The following is a 23004-nucleotide window of genomic DNA, read 5'->3' on the forward strand; positions in this document are numbered from 1 at the left end:
ATTCTGCCATCGGCGGAAAATTGTGCAAAATAGCTTAGAATCAATATGTATTTCTTAGATCATGCCTGAAAAGTGTCTCGGGCATGATGTTAATCATAAATGTCGGTGTCATCCTGCGCTACGCTTTATGACTCATTGACGTTTTTTTAGCCACGTATCATAAATAGGTACTTCCATGTCGAGTAAGTTAGTACTGGTTCTGAACTGCGGTAGCTCCTCCCTGAAATTTGCCATCATTGATGCAGTTAACGGTGAAGAATACCTCTCTGGTTTAGCCGAATGTTTCCATCTTCCAGAAGCACGTATCAAGTGGAAAATGGATGGCGGTAAACAAGAGGCCGCTTTAGGTGCAGGCGCCGCTCACAGTGAAGCGCTGAACTTCATCGTTAATACTATTCTGGCACAAAAACCAGAACTGTCCGCTCAGCTGACCGCTATCGGCCACCGTATCGTACACGGCGGCGAGAAGTACACTAGCTCCGTTGTGATCGACGATTCCGTAATCCAGGGCATCAAAGACTCTGCGTCCTTCGCACCGCTGCACAACCCGGCTCACCTGATCGGTATCGCTGAAGCGCTGAAATCCTTCCCTAACCTGAAAGACAAGAACGTTGCTGTGTTCGACACCGCGTTCCATCAGACCATGCCGGAAGAATCTTACCTTTATGCTCTGCCGTACAGCCTGTACAAAGAGCACGGCGTACGTCGCTACGGCGCACACGGCACCAGCCACTTCTATGTGACTCAGGAAGCCGCTAAAGTACTGAACAAGCCGGTTGAAGAAGTGAACATCATCACTTGTCACCTGGGCAACGGTGGTTCTGTTTCTGCTATCCGTAACGGTAAATGTGTTGATACCTCCATGGGTCTGACCCCACTGGAAGGTCTGGTAATGGGTACTCGCTCTGGCGACATCGACCCAGCCATCATTTTCCACCTGCATGACACTCTGGGCATGAGCATCGACCAGATCAACAAGATGCTGACCAAAGAGTCTGGCCTGCTGGGTCTGACCGAAGTGACCAGCGACTGCCGTTATGTAGAAGATAACTACAAAGAAAAAGCTGACGCTAAACGTGCAATGGACGTTTACTGCCACCGTCTGGCGAAATACATCGGTTCTTACACTGCACTGATGGAAGGTCGTCTGGACGCAGTTATCTTCACCGGTGGTATCGGTGAAAACGCGGCAATGGTTCGTGAACTGTCCCTGGGCAAACTGGGCGTTCTGGGCTTCGAAGTTGATCACGAACGTAACCTGGCTGCCCGTTTCGGCAAGTCTGGCTTCATCAACAAAGAAGGCACCCGTCCTGCCATCGTTATCCCGACCAACGAAGAACTGGTCATCGCACAAGACGCGAGCCGTCTGACTGCCTAATATCACACCGCCAGCCTAGCTGGCGGTGCTGTTTTGTATCCCGCCTGAAACTGGCGGTAACGAAAGAGGATAAACCGTGTCCCGTATTATTATGCTGATCCCTACCGGAACCAGCGTCGGCCTGACCAGCGTCAGCCTTGGCGTTATCCGTGCTATGGAACGCAAAGGCGTTCGTCTGAGCGTCTTTAAGCCAATCGCTCAGCCACGCACCGGTGGCGATGCGCCTGACCAGACTACCACTATCGTTCGCGCGAACTCATCTACCACGACGGCAGCTGAACCGCTGAAGATGAGCCACGTAGAAGCCCTGCTCTCCAGCAATCAGAAAGATGTGCTGATGGAAGAGATCATCGCTAACTACCACGCGAACACCAAAGATGCTGAAGTGGTTCTGGTTGAAGGCCTGGTCCCAACCCGTAAACACCAGTTTGCTCAGTCTCTGAACTACGAAATCGCGAAAACGCTGAACGCGGAAATCGTCTTCGTTATGTCTCAGGGCACCGACACCCCAGAACAGCTGAACGAGCGTATTGAACTGACTCGTAACAGCTTCGGCGGCGCGAAAAACACCAACATCACCGGCGTTATTGTTAACAAACTGAACGCACCGGTTGATGAACAGGGCCGTACTCGCCCGGATCTGTCCGAGATCTTCGACGACTCTTCCAAAGCGAAAGTTGTTAAAATCGATGCCGACCAGCTGAAAACCTCCAGCACCCTGCCTGTTCTCGGCGCGGTACCATGGAGCTTCGATCTGATCGCCACTCGTGCTATCGATATGGCGCGCCACCTGAATGCGACCGTGATCAACGAAGGCGACATCAACACTCGTCGCGTGAAATCCGTCACCTTCTGCGCACGCAGCATCCCGCACATGCTGGAGCACTTCCGTGCAGGTTCCCTGCTGGTCACTTCCGCAGACCGTCCTGACGTTCTGGTTGCAGCGTGCCTCGCCGCAATGAACGGCGTGGAAATCGGTGCCCTGCTGCTGACCGGCGGCTACGAAATGGACGCGCGCATCACTAAGCTGTGCGAACGTGCATTCGAAACCGGCCTGCCAGTATTCATGGTGAACACCAACACCTGGCAGACCTCTCTGAGCCTGCAGAGCTTCAACCTGGAAGTTCCGGTTGATGACCGCGAGCGCATCGAGAAAGTTCAGGAATACGTGGCGAACTTTATCAATCCAGAGTGGATCGATTCCCTGACCGCAACGTCCGAACACAGCCGTCGTCTGTCTCCACCAGCGTTCCGCTACCAGCTGACCGAGCTGGCGCGTAAAGCCGGCAAACGCGTTGTTCTGCCAGAAGGCGACGAACCACGTACCGTGAAAGCGGCTGCTATCTGTGCTGAACGCGGTATTGCAACCTGCGTACTGCTGGGTAACCCAGACGAAATCACCCGCGTTGCAGCGTCTCAGGGCGTTGAACTGGGCGCTGGCGTTGAAATCGTTGACCCAGAAGTGGTTCGCGAAAGCTACGTTGCTCGCCTGGTCGAACTGCGTAAGAACAAAGGCATGACCGAAACCGTTGCCCGCGAACAGCTGGAAGACAACGTGGTTCTCGGTACCCTGATGCTGGAACAGGACGACGTTGACGGTCTGGTTTCCGGTGCCGTTCACACCACTGCGAACACCATTCGTCCACCGCTGCAGCTTATTAAAACTGCTCCGGGCAGCTCTCTGGTGTCCTCTGTGTTCTTCATGCTGCTGCCAGAACAGGTTTATGTTTACGGCGACTGCGCGATCAACCCGGACCCAACTGCAGAGCAGCTGGCAGAAATCGCTATTCAGTCCGCTGAATCCGCGATTGCCTTCGGTATCGAACCACGCGTTGCGATGCTCTCCTACTCCACCGGTACCTCTGGTGCAGGTAGCGACGTAGAGAAAGTTCGTGAAGCAACTCGTCTGGCGCAGGAAAAACGTCCTGACCTGATGATCGACGGCCCGCTGCAGTACGATGCTGCGGTAATGGCTGACGTAGCGAAATCCAAAGCGCCGAACTCTCCGGTTGCAGGTCGCGCTACCGTGTTCATCTTCCCGGATCTGAACACCGGTAACACCACCTACAAAGCGGTACAGCGTTCTGCCGACCTGATCTCCATCGGGCCGATGCTGCAGGGTATGCGCAAGCCGGTGAACGACCTGTCTCGTGGCGCGCTGGTAGACGATATCGTCTACACCATCGCTCTGACCGCGATCCAGTCTTCACAGCAGCAGTAATCCTTAGGCCACCCGTTCGCGGGTGGTTTAAAGGTAAAAAAAATCCGGAGACGGGAAACCGCTCCGGATTTTTTGTATCTGGTGTTTAGCCGCGCTTATTCCGCTTCCTCTTCAACGTGGGCTTCGTTGTTGGCATTGCGGGTCATCCACAGCGCCAGCGCCTTCAGCGAGTCGTCGGTAAACTCATCGCAGCGCGCGGTGATCTCTTCCGGCGTCATCCAGCGAACTTCGCTCACTTCTTCTTCCTGTAGCGCGAATGGCCCGTGAGAAACACAACTGAACAGGCTTCCCCAGACGCGACAGTGCTTATCTTCAAAGTAGAACTGCCCGTGATCGGCAAACGGTACGCCAGCAATACCCAACTCTTCTTCCGCTTCGCGGCGAGCAGACTCCAGCAGCGGTTCATCAGCCTGAACAACACCCCCAGCGGTGGCATCCAGCTTACCCGGCTGATAGTCTTTCGTCTCCGTACGGCGCTGCACCAGAATGTTGCCCATACCGTCGTGGACGACGATATAGGTTGCCCGGTGCCGCAGACACTGCGCGCGCATCTGCTCACGGCTCGCTTGCGCGATGACCTCATTGTCTTCGTTGACAATATCGACCCATTCCGTGCTTGCCAAATGATTCTGCTCGACCATCCGTAAACCTTAAATTGAAAGCGCTCTTACGGCGCGTTTTATGATTGATGGGTAACTTACGGGTTAATGGCAACCTCTGCAATAACCTGTTGATCATTGAGTGCGAAAACCTGCAGCCTACCCTCGTCAAGCATCCCATAGCTTGCGGCAAAACCGCCTTTGGGAATGCTAACCGAACCGGGGTTAAATAAGAATATGTCGCCGCGTTTTTCTGCCACCGGCAGGTGGGTATGACCATACGCCAGTACATCTCCAGCCGACAGTGGCGGCAGATTATCAGGATGATAAAGATGGCCGTGGGTCAGAAATAGGCGCTGTGAATCGGTGAGCACCTGTTGCCAGGACGCAGTGATGGGAAACGAAAGCAGCATCTGGTCAACTTCGCTATCGCAGTTGCCACGCACCGCAATAATACGATCGGCAAGCGTGTTCAGTCGCTCTGCCACCTGCGCCGGGGCATAGCCTTCCGGTAGCGCATTGCGCGGCCCGTGGTTAAGCACATCACCCAGAATAATCAGCCAGCGCGCGCCGCTCTCGGCAAACCGTGCCAGCACGCGTTCGGTGGCCGGTAGCGAGCCGTGAATATCCGATGCAAACATCAGTTTCATGAGTCAATTCCCCACAATGATAACCTTGCCATCATAATGGATTTTCACACTTTTTTCAGCCTGTGCGTTTTGCCGAAAGAGCAACATAGCGCTGCACGGAAGCCCGCTGCCACTGGAACGTGGCGTAGTCGGCGAGACGTTCCGGAACATCGTCGCCGTTCAGCACCAGACGATTAATCATTAGCGCCAGGTCAGTATCGGCAATACACCACTCGCCAAACAAATTAGGCCGATCGTCGGCCAGTAATGCACTGGCGGTGTCAAACAGTTTAGCCGCGCTTTTGCGTCCTGCTTCGGTCAAAGGTGCTTTTTTCTCTCCGGCGAAAATCACCGCCGTGGATCGCTCCTCACGAATGGGCATCAGGTCGCTGCGCAGCCACGCCTGAATCTGGCGCGCGCGGGCGCGTTTTTGCAGGTCGTGAGGATACAAACGCTCCCACTCCGGCGGTGCAAAACGTTCATCAAGGTATTCGGTTATGGCGGAAGATTCGCTGAGCTCAAAGCCATCAACATCCAGCAGCGGCACGCGACGGGTAGCAGAGTAACCGCGCCAGCCCGGCTGGAGGTGTTCGCCAAGGCCGAGATTGACGGTTTTGAGGGTAAACGGCAGCCCCTTTTCCTGCAGGGCAACGTAGACAGACATCACGTAGGGCGAGAAAAAATCAGAATCAGACCAAAGCGTTATCACAGGCTGGCTCATAGCGTCCTCAATCACGGGCAGGAGATGCACGAACGATGGACGCAGAACGCGTCCATCTAACATGCTGTCAACATAGCCTGTCTGGCGGGCGATGTCACTTGCCCGCAACATGAGGATTTTGCAATCAGCCAACCACCAGCGTTTTCGGCTCCAGATAAGCCTGCATCCCCCATTTGCCCATCTCACGGCCCAGACCTGACTGCTTCACGCCGCCAAACGGTGCCAATGGTTCATGCTCAAGGGTATTGACCATCACGCGGCCGGATTCAATCCGCAACGCCAGCGCTTCACCACGCTCGCGAGAGCCACTCAGCACCATGGCGTTGAGGCCGTAGTCGGTATCGTTGGCAATCGCCAGCGCTTCCGTTTCGTCGTGATAAGGGATAATCACCAGCACCGGCCCGAAGATCTCTTCGCGGGCGATGCGCATCTGGTTGTTCACATCGGTAAAAATAGTCGGCTTCACGTACCAGCCTTTTTGCTGACCCGCAATGCGCCCCTCTCCGCCTACCAGAATTCGCGCTCCTTCCTGCTGGCCCAGTTGGATATAGCCCTGCACGCGCAGCCACTGTTTCTGGCTAACCATCGGGCCAATCACCGTCTGACTGTCTCGTGGGTCACCGGTAGTGAACCCGCTAACCGCCTCGATAAACGCCTGTTCGAACTCAGCCTGACGAGAAGCGGGAACCAGAATTCGTGTCCCGGCGATGCACGCCTGTCCGCTATTCATAAACCCGGCTTCCAGCGCCAGATGTACCGCCGTCTTCACGTCCGCATCATCGAGGATCACGGTCGGTGATTTGCCGCCCAGCTCCAGCGTGACGCGCTTAAGCGTGCGAGCACCGCTTTCTACAATGTGTTTCCCCACCGCCGTCGAACCGGTAAAGGAGATTTTGGCGATGTCGGGATGGTGATTGATGGTGTCGCCCACCACCTCGCCCCGCCCGGTGACAATGTTAAACACGCCCGCCGGAATCTGCGCGGCGTGCAGCGCTTCAGTGACAATCTGCGTCTGCCAGGCGCTCATTTCGCTCGGTTTGATAACCGCAGTGCAGCCAGATGCCATCGCGGTCGCTAGCTTATTGCAGATAAAACCAGCATCGCTGTTCCACGGGGTAATCAGCCCAGCAACACCGACCGGCATCATCACCACTTTGGCGCGGCCTACCTGCTCTTCAAAGCTAAATTTTTTAAGCGCGTCAATGGCACAGCGAATGGTCTGTGCCGGCCAGGCCGCCATCCAGTTGGCGCGTGCCGACGGTGCGCCGTACTCGGTAATAAGCGCTTCCAGTAGATCCGCTTCCCGCGCCTGTACCGCGAGGTACATTCTCTCCAGCACTGCAATACGTTCTTCACGCGTGGTCTGCGACCAGGCCGGGAACGCGGCTTTCGCAGCGGCAATAGCGCGCAGGGTGTCCTCTTCATCCGCCAGCCGCACCTGGCCAATCACCGCTTCGGTTGCTGGGTTAAACAGGTCAAAACGCTCGCTGCCGTGTGGGGTAACAAACTCGCCGTTGATATAAATCTGGTTGATGTGCAGCATGATTCGGTCCTTTCATCGTGGGATGCCGTGCAGTATAGGAGCCACGCATCGTTACGATAAGAGGGTATAATATGGACGACCTGTCACGAAAATCGGAACAATCATGCACCGCAGCGGCCTTACCGAACTTGAAATCGTCCTTGCCGTCACCCGCCAGCAAAGCTTTCGCGCCGCCGCGCGCGAGTTGGGAATGTCGGCGACAGCCGTCAGCAACGCCGTCGCCGGGCTGGAGTCACGGCTTAACGTCCGGCTTTTTAACCGTACCACCCGCAGCGTCGCGCTAACGGAACAGGGCCAGCGCTATGTGGCGCGCATCGCTCCGGCACTGGCGGAAATACAACGTGCCGCCGAGGAGATTGCCACCGAGCCGGGAAATCCGACCGGGACGCTGCGCATCAACGCCCCGCGCGAGTGCGTGTCGCTGCTGTTCCGGCTGTTTGATACCTATCTGCAGCGCTACCCGCAGATGCGCCTGGATATCACCACTGAGTCACGGCTTATCGACATCGTGGCAGAGGGATTTGACGCGGGTATTCGTCTCGCCGAGTCCGTCCCGCAGGATATGATTGCCGTCGCCCTGACGCCAGACGCGCGAATGCTCATTGTCGGCTCGCCAGACTACTTCGCACGCTACGGCACACCGCGTTCACCTGACGACCTCCAGCAGCATCAGAGCATCGGCATGCGCATGTCGCATGGTGGCGTTTACCACTGGGAACTGGAGCACCATCAGCAAAAATTTACCGTGAATATCCCACCGCGGATCGTTGTCAGCGAGATGCAGGCCATTCATCGCGCGGCGCTGGCTGGACTGGGGCTGGCCTTTATTTCGGAATGGTTTATTCAGGACGAACTCCGCAGCGGCAAACTGGTCAGCGTCCTGGATGAATGGTGCCCAACCTTTGGCGGCCTGCGCCTTTATTATCCGGGGCACCGGCATGTGCTCCCGGCACTGCGCGCGTTTGTTGAACTGGCGCACGAACTGAACGCGCGCCAGACCCTGCCGCGATAAAGATGCTTTAGTGTATGATGCACAGGAAAACAAAAATTACGGAGAACACCTGCAATGTCTCAGTCTGACGCCATCATTCGCATCAAAAATTTACGCCTGCGTACGTTTATCGGCATTAAGGAAGAGGAGATTGCCAACCGCCAGGACGTGGTTATCAATCTTGAAATTCGCTACCCGGCGGAAAAGTCACGCAACAGCGAAGATATTAACGACGCGCTGAACTATCGCACCATTACCAAGAGCATTATTCGTCACGTGGAGAATAACCGCTTCTCTTTGCTGGAAAAATTAACTCAGGATGTGCTCGATATCGCACGCGAACATCACTGGGTCACTTATGCTGAAGTGGAAGTCGATAAAGTTCACGCGCTGCGCTATGCCGATTCGGTATCCATTACCCTGAGCTGGCAACGCTAAGCGCTCCCTTCGGGAGGTGGCATGAAAATTCTGATTACCGGCGGTACCGGGCTGATTGGCCGCCATTTAGTTCCGCGTTTACTGACGCTCGGGCACACGGTCTGCGTGGTGACCCGCTCCCCGGAAAAGGCCCGCCAGACGCTCGACCCGCGCGTTGAGCTGTGGCCTGGGCTACAGAACATGTCATCGCTCGACGGCATTGACGCCGTTATCAATCTTGCCGGTGAACCCATCGCCGACAAGCGCTGGACGGCGCAGCAAAAGCAGAAACTGTGCGACAGCCGCTGGGGCATCACCCAGCGAATCAGCGATTTGATTCAGGCGAGCGCGACGCCCCCTTCGGTGCTGATTTCTGGCTCGGCCACCGGCTATTACGGCGACCTCGGCGAGGTCGTGGTGACGGAAGAGGAGCCACCGCATAACGAGTTTACCCATAAACTGTGCGCGCGCTGGGAGCAGATAGCCTGCACGGCGCAGAGCGAACACACCCGCGTCTGTCTGCTGCGCACCGGCGTGGTTCTGGCGCCGAAAGGCGGCATCCTCGCTAAACTCCTGCCACCTTTCAGACTCGGTCTCGGTGGCCCTATCGGCAACGGCCGACAATACCTGGCATGGATCCATATCGACGATATGGTCAACGGCATTCTCTGGCTGCTGGATAACGATTTGCGCGGGCCTTTCAACATGGTTTCACCCTACCCGGTGCACAACGAGCAGTTTTCCCATGCTCTGGGTCAGGCGCTCAATCGCCCGGCCATTCTTCGCGTTCCCGCCACCGTGATACGTCTGCTGATGGGAGAATCCTCGGTGCTGGTATTAGGCGGACAGCGCGCGCTCCCCAAACGACTTGAAGCCGCCGGATTCGCGTTTCGCTGGTACGATTTAGATGAGGCGTTGGGTGATATTCTCGCCCACTGAGTCATACCACGGTGATGGCGCCTTGCTATCACCGTGCTTCCCTCCACTTCTGGAATTTGCCACGCAATTCGGTCATCGAGCGCATATCCGTCTGAAACAAACGTGAAGCCGATTCCAACGCGTTACCTCCCGCTTTGTCATAACAGCCCAATGCATATTATTTCGCCAGCTTACTGTTGACATTCGTCAACAAAATATCGATACTCTGCGGGAAACATTGATGAAGGAACATCCAGATAAGCATATCAGGGCGGCCATTGATTACGCGCTGCAACGTGGTTGGTTGTTTATCACCAGCGGTAGAAGCGCCCATTGTTTTGGTCGGTTACAGTGCGGCACAGCTGAGCATCGGGATCATATGATGAGCATATGGTCGACACCTGCCGTTCCGCTGCACCACGCCCGGCAAATCATGCGCATGGTCGACCGCTGCCAGCCCAAACATTCGTAGAGCAAGGGAGAAACGGAATGCCATTATTTAACTTCACGCTGACGCTTTCAGGCGTCAGTCGCAGTACGCCAAATCTTGAAGAAGCGCTCTATCATGCGCATTGCGATGACGCGCTGATCTGCTTTTACGGGACGGCGGTCTATCTTGATTTTGACCGGGAAAGCGACTCGCTGGAGCAGGCCATACTCTCCGCCATTCGTGACATTGAATCCGCTTCCTCGCTCAATGCGCGGGTTGAATCTGTCGATTCGACCCTGGTCGGGCTTAGCGATATCGCCGAACTCACCGGCGTCTCTCGCCAGGCAATTTCACTGCTTAAAGATGGCGCCCGCGGCGGCGGTCTGTTTCCCGCGCCCATTCAACGCGTCAAGGGTAACTCCCCGCTCTGGCGCTGGCAGACGGTCGTGCAATGGCTGGTGACGGAGGGTCGCATCGCCGAGACATCACCAATGGTTGCGCATGCCCGCACGCTGGATAGCCTGAATCTGGCACTCCAGCTTCGCGCCTCTCAGGAGAGCAAAATGGTATTGCACTATTTCCAGCGTCTGGAACACACGACTGCCTTCAGTGGCTAATTCCGTGCTATTCCATCACCTCGAGTGCTAAAGTACAGCCTCAGATTTGGCTTAATGGCACAGGAAAATGGCAACCCTCACCACCCGGCGACTACGGCTTTCTCCCTTCAATGACAGCGACTGGCCCTTCTTCCTTCAACTGCGACAAAACCATGAGGTGATGCAGTTTATGGGGGAAGTACTCGACGAGCCGGCGATACGTGCAATTTTTGCCCTACGCTGCAACTCCCCCGCGATCTTTGTTATCCGCGATGAAAACGGTACGCCGCTTGGCGATATTGGGCTGCAGATCAGCAGTAAAAATCCCCACGAAGCGGACGTTGGCTATGCACTACAGCCAGAGGCGCAAGGCAAAGGGTTTGCCAGTGAGGCGCTCTGTGCAATATGCGATTATGGCTTTCAACAGCTTGGTCTATGGGCGATTAATGCCTGGGTACTGGGCGATAATCAAGGTTCGGCAAGGCTGCTGGAAAAGCACGGTTTTATCCGCACGCAGGTGCTGACAAAAGCCTATAGGCTGAACGGCAAGGATTACGATGACTGGGTCTATCGGCGGGAAAACGCCCCCACGCACGCGTGAGGGCGAGTGAAGCTTACTTTAAGGCGCCGCTCAGGAACTGCTGCAGACGCGGGCTCTTCGGATTGCCAAACACCTCTTCCGGATTGCCCTCTTCCTCAATTTTGCCCTGATGCAGGAAAATCACGTGCGATGACACATGGCGAGCAAAGCCCATTTCGTGGGTCACTACCACCATGGTTTTCCCCTCTTCCGCCAGCTTCTGCATAATGCGCAGCACCTCGCCCACCAGCTCAGGGTCAAGCGCTGAAGTGGGTTCATCAAACAGCAGCACTTCCGGCTCCATCGCCAGCGCACGGGCGATGGAAACGCGCTGCTGCTGGCCACCGGACAGGTGCACCGGGTATTTGCCCTGCTGGCGCTCATCAATACCAACTTTCGTCAGGTACTTCACCGCGCGATCGCGTGCTTCCTGCTTGCTCAGACCCAGCACCTGAATCGGCGCTTCCATGACGTTTTCCAGCACCGTCATGTGGCTCCACAGGTTGAAGTGCTGAAACACCATCGTCAGGCGCGTACGCAGCAGGCGAAGCTGGTTTTTATCCGCCACCTTCAGCTGACCGTCGTTATCGCGTACCAGACCGATGTTCTCACCGTTAACGATAATGGTGCCTTCGCTTGGCTTCTCAAGGAAGTTAATGCAGCGCAAAAAGGTACTCTTGCCGGAGCCGGAAGAGCCAATAATGCTTATCACATCCCCGGCGTTCGCCTGCAGCGACACGCCCTTCAGCACCTCGTGCTCGCCATAGCGTTTGTGCAGGTCGATTACGTTTAGTTTTTTATCAGACATCATATTCTCAGTGCGTAGAAGACGGTTTCATATGCTGTAGCCAGCGCTTTTCCGCTTTGCGGAACAGACTAATCAGTACATAAGAGATGACCAGATAGAGCACCGCCGCAATGCCGAAGGCGGTAAAGGGTTGATAGGTTGCCGAGTTAATATCGCGCGCAATCTTCAGTAAGTCAGGCACGGTGGCGGTAAACGCCAGCGCCGTCGAGTGCAGCATCAGGATAACTTCATTGCTGTAAGCCGGCAGCGCAATGCGCAGCGCCGATGGCAGAATGATGCAGCGATAAAGCTTAAACGACGAGAAACCATAGGCGCGCGCGGCTTCCACTTCTCCCGCCGGAACCGAGCGAATTGCCCCGGCAAAAATTTCGGTGGTGTAGGCGCAGGTATTTAACGTTAAGGCCAGCACCGTACAGTTCAGGCCGCTGCGGAAGAAGGCGTTTAACAGCTCCGTGCCTTTGACGATTTCCAGCGTATACATACCGGAATAGAACACCAGTAGCTGCACGTAGAGCGGCGTACCGCGGAAAATATAGGTAAACAGCCAGACCGGGAATTTGATGTATTTATTGCTGGAGACGCGAGCAATAGCCAGAAACAGCGCTAACACGCCGCCCATCACCACCGACAGCACCAGCAGCCATAGGGTAATCGCCACGCCGGTAAAGCGATAGCCATCCGTCCACAGCAGCGATTTCCAATACTCCTGAATGATCTCAATCACAGGTCAGCCCTCTTCACGCCCACGGAGTAGCGGCGTTCGAGCAGCAACAACACGCCATTGGAAACGGTAGTAAACAGCAGATAAATCAAGCCACAGACAATGGCGAAATAGAACGGCTCCCAGGTGCTTTTACCGGCAAGCTGGGTCGCTTTAACGACATCTTCCAGACCCAACAGCGAGACCAGCGCGGTCGCTTTGAGGATGACCTGCCAGTTATTGCCAATGCCCGGCAGCGCATAGCGCATCATCGCGGGAAACAGAATACGACGGAAGGTTTGTGAACCGGTGAAACCAAAAGCCGTCGCGGCTTCAATATGACCTTTTGGCACCGCCATAAACGCGCCGCGGAAGGTTTCGGTGAAATAGGCCCCGTAGATAAAACCGAGGGTGATGATACCGGCGATCATCGGGTCGATATCAAACTGCGCCAGCCCGAGCGCATCGGTCAGCACGTTGAGCGCCATCTGCAGCCCGTAGAAAATCAGCAGCATCAGCACCAAGTCTGGCACGCCACGAATCAGCGTGGTGTAGCCCTCAAAAATTAACGCCAGTACGCGATTTCGGGAGAGCTTCGCTCCCGCGCCTACCAGACCTATAAGCACGGCAAGAACCACTGAGCTGATAGCCAGCTCAAGGGTGACAAGAGCGCCCTGAAAAATTACCTGTGAAAACCCGTACAGCATGCTGCCAGTCCTGTCTTTACGCCCACCGTTTTGTGCGTGCAAAACGGTGGGTTACTCGTGATGATTACTCGCCGTAAACGTTAAAATCGAAGTACTTCTTCGCCAGCTTGTCGTAGGTGCCGTCGGCACGCATGTCAGCAAACGCTTTGTTCAGCGCGTTCAGCAGCTCGGTATCGTCTTTACGCAGACCCATACCGGTACCTACACCGAACAGCTTCACGTCTTTAATGGACGGGCCGCCGAACTGGTAGTCTTTACCGATAGGCTGTTTCAGGAAACCTTCACTCGCCGCCACTTCGTCCTGGAACGCGGCATCAATACGGCCAGCGGTCAGGTCAGAGTAGATATTGTCCTGTCCCTGGTAGGAGACAATTTCAATACCTTTCGGCGCCCAGTGTTCGTTACCGTACGTCTCCTGAGTGGTACCCTGCAGTACGCCCACGCGCTTGCCTTTCAGCGTGGCGAGGTCTGGCGTAATTGGAGAACCTTTTTTCACCACCAGACGGGAGTCAGCGGCATAGAGTTTGTCGGTAAAGGCGATTTCCTGCTGACGTTTTTCGGTGATCGACAGCGAGGACATGATGGCATCGATTTTCTTCGCTTTCAGCGAGGGGATCAGGGCGTCCAGCGGGTTTTCCACGAAGGTACATTGTGCCTGGATGCGCTTACACAGCTCTTTTGCCAGATCAATGTCGAAACCCACTAATTCACCCTGCGCATTCTTTGATTCGAACGGTGCATACGTTGGGTCAGTACCGATACGCACTTTTTGCGGGATTGCTGCAAATGCGCTTGATGCAGAAGCAAGCGCTAATACCAGAGAAAAAGACAACGCCAGTTTTTTCATATCATCCTCTACAAGCTGTGATTCTTGTGTGTTTTTTAGAAATAATCTGAGCAGTTATCGTGCCATCTTTCGGCCCTTCAAGGCAAAGCATTCTGCCCTTTAGGCTGGCTTTTTTCTCATTTAAAATGCTTAATTATGCAACCTCGCGCAACTTTCGAACAAAAAACGCACCATCGTGGTGCAAGGGCAAATATATGCACCACGATGATACATGCGACCGGTTAGTCGCCGTAGACGTTGAAGTTAAAATACTTCTTCGCCATCTTGTCGTAGGTGCCGTCCGCGCGCAGTTCCGCTAACGCTTTATCAAACGCCGCTTTCAGCTCGACGTCATCTTTACGCAGCCCAACGCCGGTGCCGTCACCAAAGTACTTTTTGTCTTTAACTGACGGGCCAGCAAACTCAAAATCTTTACCGGCAGGCTGTTTCAGGAAGCCTTCGCTCGCGGCGACTTCATCCTGCAATGCCGCGTCCAGACGGCCTGCGGCCAGGTCTGCATAGATCAGATCCTGGTTTTGATAGGCCACCACGTCCACGCCTTTGCTGCGCCAGTTTTCATTGGCGTAAGCTTCCTGGGTAGAACCCTGAAGCACGCCGATGTGCTTGCCTTTCAGCCCGTCCAACGTCGGTTTAACCGAGGAGCCTTTAGCGGCAATCAGGCGGGAGTCTGCCGCGTACAGCTTGTTGGAGAAGGCAATCTCCTGCTGGCGCTTTTCGGTTATCGACAGCGAAGAGATAATCGCGTCAATTTTCTTCGCCTTCAGTGAAGGGATCAGCGCGTCAAAATCGCTGCCAACCCAGGTACACTTGATGCTGGCGCGTTTACACATTTCGTTGCCCAGATCGATATCAAAGCCAATAAAATCGCCTTTGGCATCTTTCGATGAGAACGGTGCGTAGGTGGTATCGGTACCGATGCGGATGCTCTGTGGCAGTGCGGCAAATACGCTGGAGGCGCTGCTGAGACCCAGCAGCAAAGAGAGAGCCAGAACCGTCTTTTTCATACTTTCCCCTATTAAACCGTGATGTCGTTAACTGCTAATAGTTATGTTGTGTTGTGTTTGCAAAACCTACTCTGCATCTTCCGTGCCATTTTTAACGTTGCGAAACCCCACAATGTTAAAAATGTTAACAAAAAGATAACGAGAGGTGATCATCAGGAAAGATATCAGCCACAGCGTATAAATCGAGCACAAAAGTGCAAACGGGATGATTAAATATCGAGGATTTGATCGGTGTTACACAATTGCCCTGAAACAGGGCAAAAGCGACATCATGCACAAGGGTGGCGCAGCGCTATGCGCCGGTCCAGCGGGTAAAGAGATCTTCAGGCAGGGTGATATCAAACAGATCGAGTACGCGGTTAACGGTCTGGTTAATCACGTCGTCCAGCGTTTGTGGGCGATGATAAAACGCTGGCACCGGCGGCATGATCACCGCGCCGATTTCCGCTGCCTGAGTCATCAGGCGAAGATGGCCTAAATGCAGCGGCGTTTCGCGCACGCACAGCACCAGCGGGCGGCGCTCTTTGAGCACCACGTCAGCGGCGCGGGTCAGCAGGCCATCGGTATAGCTGTTCACAATGCCGGAGAGCGTTTTTATCGAGCACGGCAGGATAACCATACCGGCAGTTTTGAACGAACCGGAAGAGATGCTAGCGGCAATATCGCGCGCATCGTGCACCACGTCCGCCAGCGCCTGAACCTCACGCACAGAGAAGTCCGTCTCCAGCGCCAGCGTCTGTCTTGCCGCCTGACTCATCACCAGATGCGTTTCGACGTCCGCCACGGTTTGCAGCACCTGCAACAGGCGCACGCCGTAAATAGCGCCGCTTGCGCCGGAAATACCAATGATGAGTCGTTTCACACGGACCGTCCTGTAGCCTTAATGGGGCAAACTTTGCCGGATTACGGCGCCAGACGCAACCGCAACGCGTCGCTATCCGTCACCGAACTGCCGCGCGCCACCAGCCTAACCGGTAGCAGCAGGTTACGTTCACTTTCATCGTTCATCAGCAACTGGAAGGCATCGCGCCCCAGTTCACGTTTATCGACCGCTACCGTGGTCAGCGGCGGGTGAGCCCAGGCCGCAGCGTCGATGTCATCGAAACCGACGATGGCCACCTCTTCCGGTACGCGGATCCCCCGACGGGCGCATTCGCGCATCGCTACCAGCGCGGCTACGTCGTTGTAGGCAAAAATCGCATCCGGTGGCTGCGGTAGCGCCAGCAATCGAGACATTCCTTCGACCAGTGCCTGCTCAATCTCTTTTATCGGCGGCACCTCCACGCAGTATTCTGGCGCAAGCGTCAGCCCGGCATCAAACAGCGCCTGCTGATAGCCCTCGACGCGCTGACGAATACTGTAGTGGCGCTGTGACGTTCCCAGAAACGCAATGCGGGTTCTTCCCTGCTCCAGCAGATGACGCGTGGCAATAAAGCCACCGTGGAAATTATCCGGGTTAACACAGGGAAAATCCGCCGCCCATAAATCGACCAGCGCCACCGGCAGCGCGGTCTGCCGAAGTTCGGCCAGCACTTCCGGCTCAAGATAGCCGGCGCACACCAGCGCATCCGGCTGGTGCAGTTGAATCAGTTCAGATACGGAATCCTGCGGGCCAATTGGCTGAAAGCTCATGGCGATGTCATTTTCCCGACAGGCATCCGCCACGCCCAGCATCACCGTTGAGTAGAACGGCAGCGCGCTGGCGATATTGTGCTCCCGGTGAAGTAAAAACATCAGCCGCTTGATACGCCCGGTGCGCAAGCGGCTAAAGTCATAACCTTCCGCCTGGGCAATCGACAAGATACGTTGCCGCGTTTCATCGCTCAGCCCCGGCTGCCCTTTCAGAGCGCGGGAGACCGCCGCAATGGAAACGCCGCACGCCGTGGCAATATCTTTGATTCTAATTTTCTTCGCCATTCCGTTCGCTTCCGACTGTTAGCTATCACGCCCGACAGAGGATACCACGCGACTCTTTCGGCCCGTAGAGTAAGTTTTCCATTTACTAAACAAACTTACGAAAAAATCGCCAATAACCACCACAAATGACTTTTAAATCGCCAACACCATTTAAATTTGTGACAAAAATCACTAATTACCATTTATTTATAGTAAAAATAAGATCGAATTCACCCTTTAAAACGTACGCTATATACCCGAACTTCGCTCAGGATCTATGCTCAGCGCCGTTAGTTATTTACTAAAAATCGTCAGAGATACGCCGTAATGACTTTTTGAATCATCACACCCTGTTCGAGGATTGGTTATGACCATTGCTGATAACCTGGATACTGATGTACAGACCGTTGATGCGGGAGAGACGCTCTCTACCCGCGAAAAGATAGGCTATGGATTAGGCGATGCCGGTGGGCATTGCATCTCAGATTTGATTAGCGGCTTTTTACTCTTTTTCTACACCGACGTTTTTGGGTTAAGCCCGGCCATCGTCGGCGCCATGTTCTTTACCCTGCGTATCTTTGATGCCGTTTCCGATCCCGTAATGGGGGTGATTGCCGACCGTACCCGCAGCCGCTGGGGGCGCTTTCGTCCGTGGCAGCTGTGGACTGCCGTACCGCTTGGCGTGATCGGTATCCTGACCTTTACCGTTCCGGACATGAGCGCGAACATGAAAATCGCGTGGGCGTTCGGCACCTACTTCCTGCTCTCCATCGGCTATACCGCCAACAACGTGCCTTACTGCGCCCTGATTAATGCCATCACTAACCGCCACGATCAGGTGATGTCCTGCCAGTCCTGGCGCTTCGTGTTAAGCGGCATTGCCGGTTTCCTCGTCTCCGTCGGCCTGCCGTGGATGGTGGAGTTCTTTGGTCAGGGCAACCTGGCGAAGGGTTATCAGTATGGCGTCACCGTACTGTGCACCATCGGCATGGTGCTGTTCCTGCTGTGCTTCTTCTGGGTGAAAGAGCGTGTGCCGCTATCGCTGGCGGGTAACTTCACCCTGCGCGAACACCTGGCTGGGCTGCGCAAAAATGACCAGTTGCTGATGATGCTGATCATGTCTTTCCTGCTGGTGAATATTCTCTGTATTCGCGGCGGCGGCTACATGTACTTCATCTCCTACGCGCTTGAGGGCGGTGCCGGGTACATGTCGATGTTCTTCGGTATCCTCACGATCTCCGGGATTGCCGGGGCGATCGTCGTCAACCCGCTCTCTCGCCGCGTTGATATGGTGCGACTCTACTACTGGACTAACCTGGTGCTGGTCGCGTTCGGGATTGGCATGTACTTCCTCCCGGTTGGCCCGCAGTATCAGGTGCTGTGGCTGGTCTGCATTGCGGTTAACAGCGTGATTCAAGGCTTCACCCTGCCGCTGCATTTCTCGATTATGGCCTTCGCCGACGACTACGGCGAATGGAAAACCGGCGTGCGATCTTCCGGGATGAACTTCGCCTTTAACCTCTTTTTCATCAAGCTCTCCTGGGCCTCTTCCGGCGGCATTATCAGCCTGATCCTGATTATGGTGGCCTATCAGCCGGGGCTTGGGAACCAGACGCCAGCGTCTATCCATGGCATCACCCTGCTGCAAAGCCTGGTGCCAGCCGCATTCCACTTCGTGCTCGCCATGTGCCTGCTGAAGTGCCGTCTTAACGGCCCAATGATGAACCGTATTTCTACCGACCTTCACCAACGCCATTCACACATTTCCTGAGGTAAACATGATGCAGTCTGATGTGATTGAAGCCGATCTGAACCGAATCACCATTACCGACCCGTTTTTAGGGGAATATCAGCGCCTCATCCGCGACGTGGTTATCCCTTATCAATGGGAAGCGCTTAATGACAATCTTCCGGAGGCGGAACCGAGCCACGCGCTGGCAAACTACCGCATTGCCGCCGGTCTTGAACAGGGTGATTTTTATGGCATGGTCTTTCAGGACAGCGACGTCACCAAATGGCTGGAAGCGGTCGCCTGGTCACTCAGCCAGAAGCCTGACGCCCAGCTGGAAAAGACCGCCGATGAGGTGATTGAACTGCTGGCGCAGGCGCAGTGTGAAGATGGTTATCTGAATACCTGGTATACCGTAAAAGAGCCGGGCTTACGTTGGACCAACGTGGCAGAGTGCCATGAGCTTTACTGCGCCGGGCACCTGTTCGAAGCGGCGGTGGCGTTTTACCACGCCACCGGCAAGCGTCGCCTGCTCGACATTTCCTGTCGCTTTGCCGATCACATCGACACGGTTTTCGGCCCCAACCCCAACCAGCTGCGCGGTTATCCGGGGCATCCGGAAATTGAACTGGCGCTGATGCGTCTGTATGAAGTTACAAAAGAACCGCGCTATCAGGCGCTGGCCCGCTTCTTCGTTGAAGAGCGCGGTCAGCAGCCGTACTACTACGATATTGAGTTTGAAAAACGCGGCGGCACTCGCCACTGGGTGGGCTGGGGCGATGCCTGGCCGGGCATGATCAAAGACAAATCGTACACCCATGCGCACAAGCCGCTATCCGAACAGCACGAAGCAGTCGGCCACGCCGTCCGCTCGGTCTATCTGATGACCGGGCTGGCGCATATCGCCCGCATGACCCACGACGAAGATAAGCGCCAGACCTGTCTGCGCATCTGGGACAACATGGTGCAGCGCCGCATGTATATCACCGGCGGCATCGGTTCGCAGGGAATTGGCGAAGCCTTTACCAGCGATTACGACCTGCCGAACGACACCGCCTATGGTGAAAGCTGCGCCTCGATTGGCCTGATGATGTTCGCCCGCCGGATGCTGGAAATGGAGGGAGACGCCCATTACGCCGACGTGATGGAACGGGCGTTCTACAATACGGTGCTCGGCGGGATGGCGCTGGACGGTAAGCACTTCTTCTACGTCAACCCATTGGAGACGCACCCGAAAAGCATTCCCCATAATCATATCTACGATCACATTAAACCGGTTCGCCAGCGCTGGTTCGGCTGCGCCTGCTGCCCGCCGAATATTGCGCGCACGCTGGTCGCCATCGGTCACTACATTTTCACTCCGCGCCCGGATGCGCTGTTCATCAACTTCTACGCCGGTAGCGAAGCGCAGTTCACGGTGAACGAGCAGACGCTGGCGCTCAAAATCGAAGGCAACTACCCGTGGGATGAAGAGGTGAACATTCGTTTCGCGCATCCGCAAGCGGTTGAACACACCCTGGCGCTGCGTCTGCCGGAGTGGTGTGAAGCGCCGAAGGTGCTGGTCAACGGTCAGCCGGCGGTGGGTAACACGATCAACGGTTACCTGCATCTGCACCGTGAGTGGCAGGAAGGTGACGTGATTACGCTGCACCTGCCGATGACCATCCGCCGCGTCTACGCCAACCCGCTGGTACGCCATGCAGCCGGCAAAGTGGCCATTCAGCGCGGGCCGCTAGTCTACTGCCTGGAAGAAGCGGATAACGGCAGCGAACTGCATAACCTGTCGCTGCCAAAAGAGAGTGCCTTCCGTGAAATTCAGGGCGCGGGGGTATTGAAGGGTAAAATTCTGCTGCAGGCGGAAGGGTTACGCGTGCTGACCGCGCAGGAGGACAAGCCGCTCTACAGCTTTGATAATCGGCAGACGGCGGTGGAAAAGCAGACGTTAACCTTTATCCCGTGGTTTAGCTGGGCCAACCGTGGCGAAGGCGAAATGCGGATTTGGGTGGACGAGGCGTAAAACGCCTCGGCCGGGCTACGTGGGGTGCGTAGCCCGGCCGAGCGAAAGCGACGCCGGGAAAATACCGTCGTACTTACCCTTCGTTATGCATCTCTAAATTTTCCACTTCATTCTGCAGCTGTACCGCTTTCGCGTCGTCATTGCGCAGAGAGTCGAGGAAATCGAGATAGGTCTGGTCAACATCTTTGGTCACGTACACACCGTTGAATACCGAGCATTCAAACTGCTGAATATCCGGGTTCTCCGCGCGAACCGCGTCAATCAGATCGTCCAGATCCTGGAAGATAAGACCGTCGGCGCCGATGATCTGGCGAATCTCATCCACTTCACGCCCGTGAGCAATCAGTTCGGTGGCGGTTGGCATATCGATACCGTAGACGTTCGGGAAACGAATTTCCGGTGCCGCAGAGGCCAGATAAACCTTCTTCGCCCCGGCTTCACGCGCCATCTCAATAATCTGCTCAGAAGTGGTACCACGCACGATGGAATCATCCACCAGCAGCACGTTCTTATCGCGGAATTCAGCGCGGTTAGCGTTGAGCTTGCGACGCACGGACTTACGGCGCAGCTGCTGGCCCGGCATGATAAAGGTACGGCCCACGTAGCGGTTTTTCACAAAGCCCTGACGGTATGGTTTACCGAGAATACGAGCAATTTCCAGCGCGATATCGCAGGAGGTTTCCGGAATTGGAATCACCACGTCGATATCCAGATCTTCCCATTCACGCGCAATCTTCTCGCCGAGCTTAGTACCCATGTTCACACGGGCGCTGTAGACGGAAATTTTGTCGATAAAGGAGTCTGGACGCGCGAAGTAGACGTATTCGAACAGGCACGGGTTGCTCACTGGGTTGTCTGCACACTGACGGGTGAACAGCTGGCCGTTTTCGGTGATGTAGACCGCCTCGCCCGGCGCAACGTCGCGCAGGAATTCAAAGCCGAGGGTGTCCAGCGCCACGCTTTCGGAGGCCACCATATATTCGGTGCGACCGTCGCCGATATCACGCTTGCCCAGCACCAGCGGACGAATACCGTTCGGGTCGCGGAAGGCCACCATGCCGTGGCCGATAATCATCGCGACGCAGGCATACGCACCGCGAATCTGGCGGTTGGTTGCGGCGATAGCAGCGAAGATATTGTCGGCTTCCAGCGGGTAATGACGGAAGTTATCCAGCTCGCTCGCGAAGATATTGAGCAGGATTTCAGAATCGGAGGTGGTGTTGATGTGGCGGCGTTTTTCTTCAAACAGCTTTTGACGTAACTCGTGCGCATTGGTCAGGTTACCGTTATGCGCCAGCGTAATGCCGTACGGGGAGTTGACGTAAAAAGGCTGGGCCTCAGAGGCGCTGGAGCTGCCCGCCGTTGGGTAACGCACGTGGCCAATACCCATGTTGCCCTGCATACGCTGCATGTGGCGGGCTTCAAAGACATCGCTCACCAGACCGTTCGCTTTACGCAAGCGGAAGCAGTTGTTGGCATCAATGGTGATGATGCCAGCGGCATCCTGTCCACGGTGCTGCAGCACCGTTAGCGCATCATAAATCGACTGGTTTACCGGCATGACACCGGCGATACCGACAATACCGCACATACGTCTTTTCCTCGTTAAGCAACGACCCAAAGCTTATACTTTGGGCAAGAAACTTGACGAGCTTTGAAGGTATTCAAAAAACCATCTGATAACCGGCGAGAAATAGGGAATAAACTGCGAGTGCTGCCAGTCATCGCTTTTGGACATTCCGGTAAAGGTGTCAAGGAAGAACAAGATAGCGGCGATAATCAGCACCCCACGTAGCGCGCCGAAGCAGATCCCCAATACCCTGTCTGTACCCGACAGACCGGTCTTCTCCACCAGCTGACCTATCACAAAGTTGACGATAGCGCCGACGATGAGCGTCGCGATGAACAGCGCCGCAATAGCAATCCCATTTCGAACCCGTTCGTCCTCAAAGCCCGTAAACCAGACTGACAGGTCAGTGTAGTAATGGCTGGCAACGTAGAAGGCACAGCCCCATGTTACCAACGATAATGCTTCACGAACAAAGCCGCGGATGAGGCTCACCAAGCAAGATAAGCCCAGCACCGCGATAATGGCGTAATCAATCCAGACCATATATGTCCCACGATTTTACGCCCTGTCATCCAGTTCGGGCGCATTCTAACAGAAAAAGAAAACGTTTGCGTAGGGATTTCCTTCCCCGGCGTAAATAAAAAATGGCGCTGAAAAAATATTCAACGCCATCGTTTTTTGGTCGTTTTCGGCGTTGTTCAGC

The 23004-nt window shown here is 55.3% G+C and carries 23 protein-coding genes; 10 read left to right on the forward strand and 13 right to left on the reverse strand.

The window, feature by feature from the left end; all coding sequences use genetic code 11:
• Positions 1-175: 175 nt before the first annotated feature.
• Complete coding sequence (gene ackA, locus AB2B48_RS10815; protein ID WP_035892493.1) at positions 176-1378, forward strand: acetate kinase; 1203 nt, start codon at positions 176-178, stop codon at positions 1376-1378.
• Positions 1379-1454: 76 nt separating this feature from the next.
• Entirely contained in the window at positions 1455-3599 is a 2145-nt protein-coding gene (pta, locus tag AB2B48_RS10820; RefSeq protein ID WP_185666802.1) for a phosphate acetyltransferase, read from the forward strand.
• Between the two features lie 95 nt (positions 3600-3694).
• Here the strand turns inward: pta and yfcD are convergent, their stop codons facing one another.
• From yfcD to AB2B48_RS10840, 4 genes are all read right to left on the reverse strand, one after another.
• Complete coding sequence (gene yfcD / locus AB2B48_RS10825; RefSeq protein ID WP_185666801.1) at positions 3695-4240, reverse strand: NUDIX hydrolase YfcD; 546 nt, start codon at positions 4238-4240, stop codon at positions 3695-3697.
• 56 nt (positions 4241-4296) lie between these two features.
• Entirely contained in the window at positions 4297-4848 is a 552-nt protein-coding gene (gene yfcE / locus AB2B48_RS10830; protein WP_220439670.1) for a phosphodiesterase, read from the reverse strand.
• Positions 4849-4903: 55 nt separating this feature from the next.
• Positions 4904-5548 (reverse strand): glutathione transferase, encoded by a 645-nt coding sequence (gene yfcF / locus AB2B48_RS10835; protein ID WP_220439671.1) that lies wholly within the window; start codon positions 5546-5548, stop codon positions 4904-4906.
• 124 nt (positions 5549-5672) lie between these two features.
• Positions 5673-7091, reverse strand: coding sequence for an aldehyde dehydrogenase family protein (locus AB2B48_RS10840; RefSeq protein WP_368301735.1), 1419 nt, complete (start codon positions 7089-7091; stop codon positions 5673-5675).
• A 103-nt stretch (positions 7092-7194) separates the two neighbouring features.
• Here AB2B48_RS10840 and AB2B48_RS10845 point away from each other — a divergent pair, with 103 nt between their 5' ends.
• The 6 genes from AB2B48_RS10845 to AB2B48_RS10870 all read left to right on the forward strand — a co-directional run bounded on the left by AB2B48_RS10845 (position 7195) and on the right by AB2B48_RS10870 (position 11044).
• Entirely contained in the window at positions 7195-8103 is a 909-nt protein-coding gene (locus tag AB2B48_RS10845; RefSeq protein ID WP_368301736.1) for a LysR family transcriptional regulator, read from the forward strand.
• Positions 8104-8157: 54 nt separating this feature from the next.
• Positions 8158-8520: a dihydroneopterin triphosphate 2'-epimerase gene (gene folX / locus AB2B48_RS10850; protein ID WP_368301737.1), complete on the forward strand. Its 363-nt coding sequence runs from the start codon at positions 8158-8160 to the stop codon at positions 8518-8520.
• A gap of 21 nt (positions 8521-8541) precedes the next feature.
• Entirely contained in the window at positions 8542-9438 is an 897-nt protein-coding gene (locus AB2B48_RS10855; RefSeq protein WP_368301738.1) for a TIGR01777 family oxidoreductase, read from the forward strand.
• Positions 9439-9658: 220 nt separating this feature from the next.
• Entirely contained in the window at positions 9659-9889 is a 231-nt protein-coding gene (locus AB2B48_RS10860; RefSeq protein WP_185666794.1) for a hypothetical protein, read from the forward strand.
• A 17-nt stretch (positions 9890-9906) separates the two neighbouring features.
• Complete coding sequence (locus AB2B48_RS10865) at positions 9907-10464, forward strand: helix-turn-helix transcriptional regulator (RefSeq protein WP_368301739.1); 558 nt, start codon at positions 9907-9909, stop codon at positions 10462-10464.
• A gap of 67 nt (positions 10465-10531) precedes the next feature.
• A complete protein-coding gene (locus tag AB2B48_RS10870) occupies positions 10532-11044 on the forward strand; it encodes a GNAT family N-acetyltransferase (RefSeq protein WP_368301740.1) in 513 nt (170 codons plus the stop codon).
• Between the two features lie 13 nt (positions 11045-11057).
• Here the strand turns inward: AB2B48_RS10870 and hisP are convergent, their stop codons facing one another.
• The 7 genes from hisP to AB2B48_RS10905 form a co-directional block, all read right to left on the reverse strand.
• Positions 11058-11831, reverse strand: a complete 774-nt coding sequence (gene hisP, locus AB2B48_RS10875) for a histidine ABC transporter ATP-binding protein HisP (protein WP_185666791.1) — start codon at positions 11829-11831, stop codon at positions 11058-11060.
• A 7-nt stretch (positions 11832-11838) separates the two neighbouring features.
• Entirely contained in the window at positions 11839-12555 is a 717-nt protein-coding gene (locus tag AB2B48_RS10880) for an ABC transporter permease (protein WP_368301741.1), read from the reverse strand.
• Positions 12552-13238 (reverse strand): histidine ABC transporter permease HisQ, encoded by a 687-nt coding sequence (locus AB2B48_RS10885; RefSeq protein ID WP_368301742.1) that lies wholly within the window; start codon positions 13236-13238, stop codon positions 12552-12554. Before AB2B48_RS10885 ends, AB2B48_RS10880 begins: the two co-directional genes overlap by 4 nt.
• 64 nt (positions 13239-13302) lie before the next feature.
• A complete protein-coding gene (gene hisJ / locus AB2B48_RS10890; protein ID WP_035892515.1) occupies positions 13303-14085 on the reverse strand; it encodes a histidine ABC transporter substrate-binding protein HisJ in 783 nt (260 codons plus the stop codon).
• 221 nt (positions 14086-14306) lie between these two features.
• Complete coding sequence (argT, locus tag AB2B48_RS10895; protein WP_220439677.1) at positions 14307-15089, reverse strand: lysine/arginine/ornithine ABC transporter substrate-binding protein ArgT; 783 nt, start codon at positions 15087-15089, stop codon at positions 14307-14309.
• A gap of 292 nt (positions 15090-15381) precedes the next feature.
• Complete coding sequence (locus AB2B48_RS10900) at positions 15382-15951, reverse strand: UbiX family flavin prenyltransferase (RefSeq protein WP_185666787.1); 570 nt, start codon at positions 15949-15951, stop codon at positions 15382-15384.
• Positions 15952-15992: 41 nt separating this feature from the next.
• Positions 15993-17006, reverse strand: a complete 1014-nt coding sequence (locus AB2B48_RS10905) for a LacI family DNA-binding transcriptional regulator (protein ID WP_185666786.1) — start codon at positions 17004-17006, stop codon at positions 15993-15995.
• A 346-nt stretch (positions 17007-17352) separates the two neighbouring features.
• Here AB2B48_RS10905 and AB2B48_RS10910 point away from each other — a divergent pair, with 346 nt between their 5' ends.
• Both AB2B48_RS10910 and AB2B48_RS10915 read left to right on the forward strand, forming a co-directional pair.
• Positions 17353-18756, forward strand: a complete 1404-nt coding sequence (locus AB2B48_RS10910) for an MFS transporter (RefSeq protein WP_185666785.1) — start codon at positions 17353-17355, stop codon at positions 18754-18756.
• Between the two features lie 7 nt (positions 18757-18763).
• Positions 18764-20731, forward strand: a complete 1968-nt coding sequence (locus tag AB2B48_RS10915) for a glycoside hydrolase family 127 protein (protein ID WP_368301743.1) — start codon at positions 18764-18766, stop codon at positions 20729-20731.
• Between the two features lie 73 nt (positions 20732-20804).
• Here the strand turns inward: AB2B48_RS10915 and purF are convergent, their stop codons facing one another.
• Complete coding sequence (purF, locus tag AB2B48_RS10920) at positions 20805-22322, reverse strand: amidophosphoribosyltransferase (RefSeq protein WP_185666783.1); 1518 nt, start codon at positions 22320-22322, stop codon at positions 20805-20807.
• 33 nt (positions 22323-22355) lie between these two features.
• Entirely contained in the window at positions 22356-22844 is a 489-nt protein-coding gene (gene cvpA / locus AB2B48_RS10925; protein WP_035892519.1) for a colicin V production protein, read from the reverse strand.
• Positions 22845-23004 lie beyond the last annotated feature (160 nt).

It is taken from the genome of Kluyvera sichuanensis, from assembly GCF_040930405.1.
Classification (GTDB): Bacteria; Pseudomonadota; Gammaproteobacteria; order Enterobacterales; family Enterobacteriaceae; genus Kluyvera; species Kluyvera sichuanensis.

Excerpts from the sequence above, each read along its gene's own strand:
- AB2B48_RS10910 (WP_185666785.1), top strand. The coding sequence starts at position 17,353 with ATGACCATTGCTGATAACCTGGATACTGATGTACAGACCGTTGATGCG.
- AB2B48_RS10865 (WP_368301739.1), top strand. The coding sequence starts at position 9,907 with ATGCCATTATTTAACTTCACGCTGACGCTTTCAGGCGTCAGTCGCAGT.
- AB2B48_RS10915 (WP_368301743.1), top strand. The coding sequence starts at position 18,764 with ATGATGCAGTCTGATGTGATTGAAGCCGATCTGAACCGAATCACCATT.
- AB2B48_RS10885 (WP_368301742.1), bottom strand. The coding sequence starts at position 13,238 with ATGCTGTACGGGTTTTCACAGGTAATTTTTCAGGGCGCTCTTGTCACC.
- yfcE (WP_220439670.1), bottom strand. The coding sequence starts at position 4,848 with ATGAAACTGATGTTTGCATCGGATATTCACGGCTCGCTACCGGCCACC.
- AB2B48_RS10860 (WP_185666794.1), top strand. The coding sequence starts at position 9,659 with ATGAAGGAACATCCAGATAAGCATATCAGGGCGGCCATTGATTACGCG.
- yfcD (WP_185666801.1), bottom strand. The coding sequence starts at position 4,240 with ATGGTCGAGCAGAATCATTTGGCAAGCACGGAATGGGTCGATATTGTC.
- purF (WP_185666783.1), bottom strand. The coding sequence starts at position 22,322 with ATGTGCGGTATTGTCGGTATCGCCGGTGTCATGCCGGTAAACCAGTCG.
- hisP (WP_185666791.1), bottom strand. The coding sequence starts at position 11,831 with ATGTCTGATAAAAAACTAAACGTAATCGACCTGCACAAACGCTATGGC.
- argT (WP_220439677.1), bottom strand. The coding sequence starts at position 15,089 with ATGAAAAAGACGGTTCTGGCTCTCTCTTTGCTGCTGGGTCTCAGCAGC.
- AB2B48_RS10855 (WP_368301738.1), top strand. The coding sequence starts at position 8,542 with ATGAAAATTCTGATTACCGGCGGTACCGGGCTGATTGGCCGCCATTTA.
- folX (WP_368301737.1), top strand. The coding sequence starts at position 8,158 with ATGTCTCAGTCTGACGCCATCATTCGCATCAAAAATTTACGCCTGCGT.
- ackA (WP_035892493.1), top strand. The coding sequence starts at position 176 with ATGTCGAGTAAGTTAGTACTGGTTCTGAACTGCGGTAGCTCCTCCCTG.
- AB2B48_RS10905 (WP_185666786.1), bottom strand. The coding sequence starts at position 17,006 with ATGGCGAAGAAAATTAGAATCAAAGATATTGCCACGGCGTGCGGCGTT.
- cvpA (WP_035892519.1), bottom strand. The coding sequence starts at position 22,844 with ATGGTCTGGATTGATTACGCCATTATCGCGGTGCTGGGCTTATCTTGC.
- AB2B48_RS10845 (WP_368301736.1), top strand. The coding sequence starts at position 7,195 with ATGCACCGCAGCGGCCTTACCGAACTTGAAATCGTCCTTGCCGTCACC.
- hisJ (WP_035892515.1), bottom strand. The coding sequence starts at position 14,085 with ATGAAAAAACTGGCGTTGTCTTTTTCTCTGGTATTAGCGCTTGCTTCT.
- AB2B48_RS10840 (WP_368301735.1), bottom strand. The coding sequence starts at position 7,091 with ATGCTGCACATCAACCAGATTTATATCAACGGCGAGTTTGTTACCCCA.
- yfcF (WP_220439671.1), bottom strand. The coding sequence starts at position 5,548 with ATGAGCCAGCCTGTGATAACGCTTTGGTCTGATTCTGATTTTTTCTCG.
- AB2B48_RS10870 (WP_368301740.1), top strand. The coding sequence starts at position 10,532 with ATGGCAACCCTCACCACCCGGCGACTACGGCTTTCTCCCTTCAATGAC.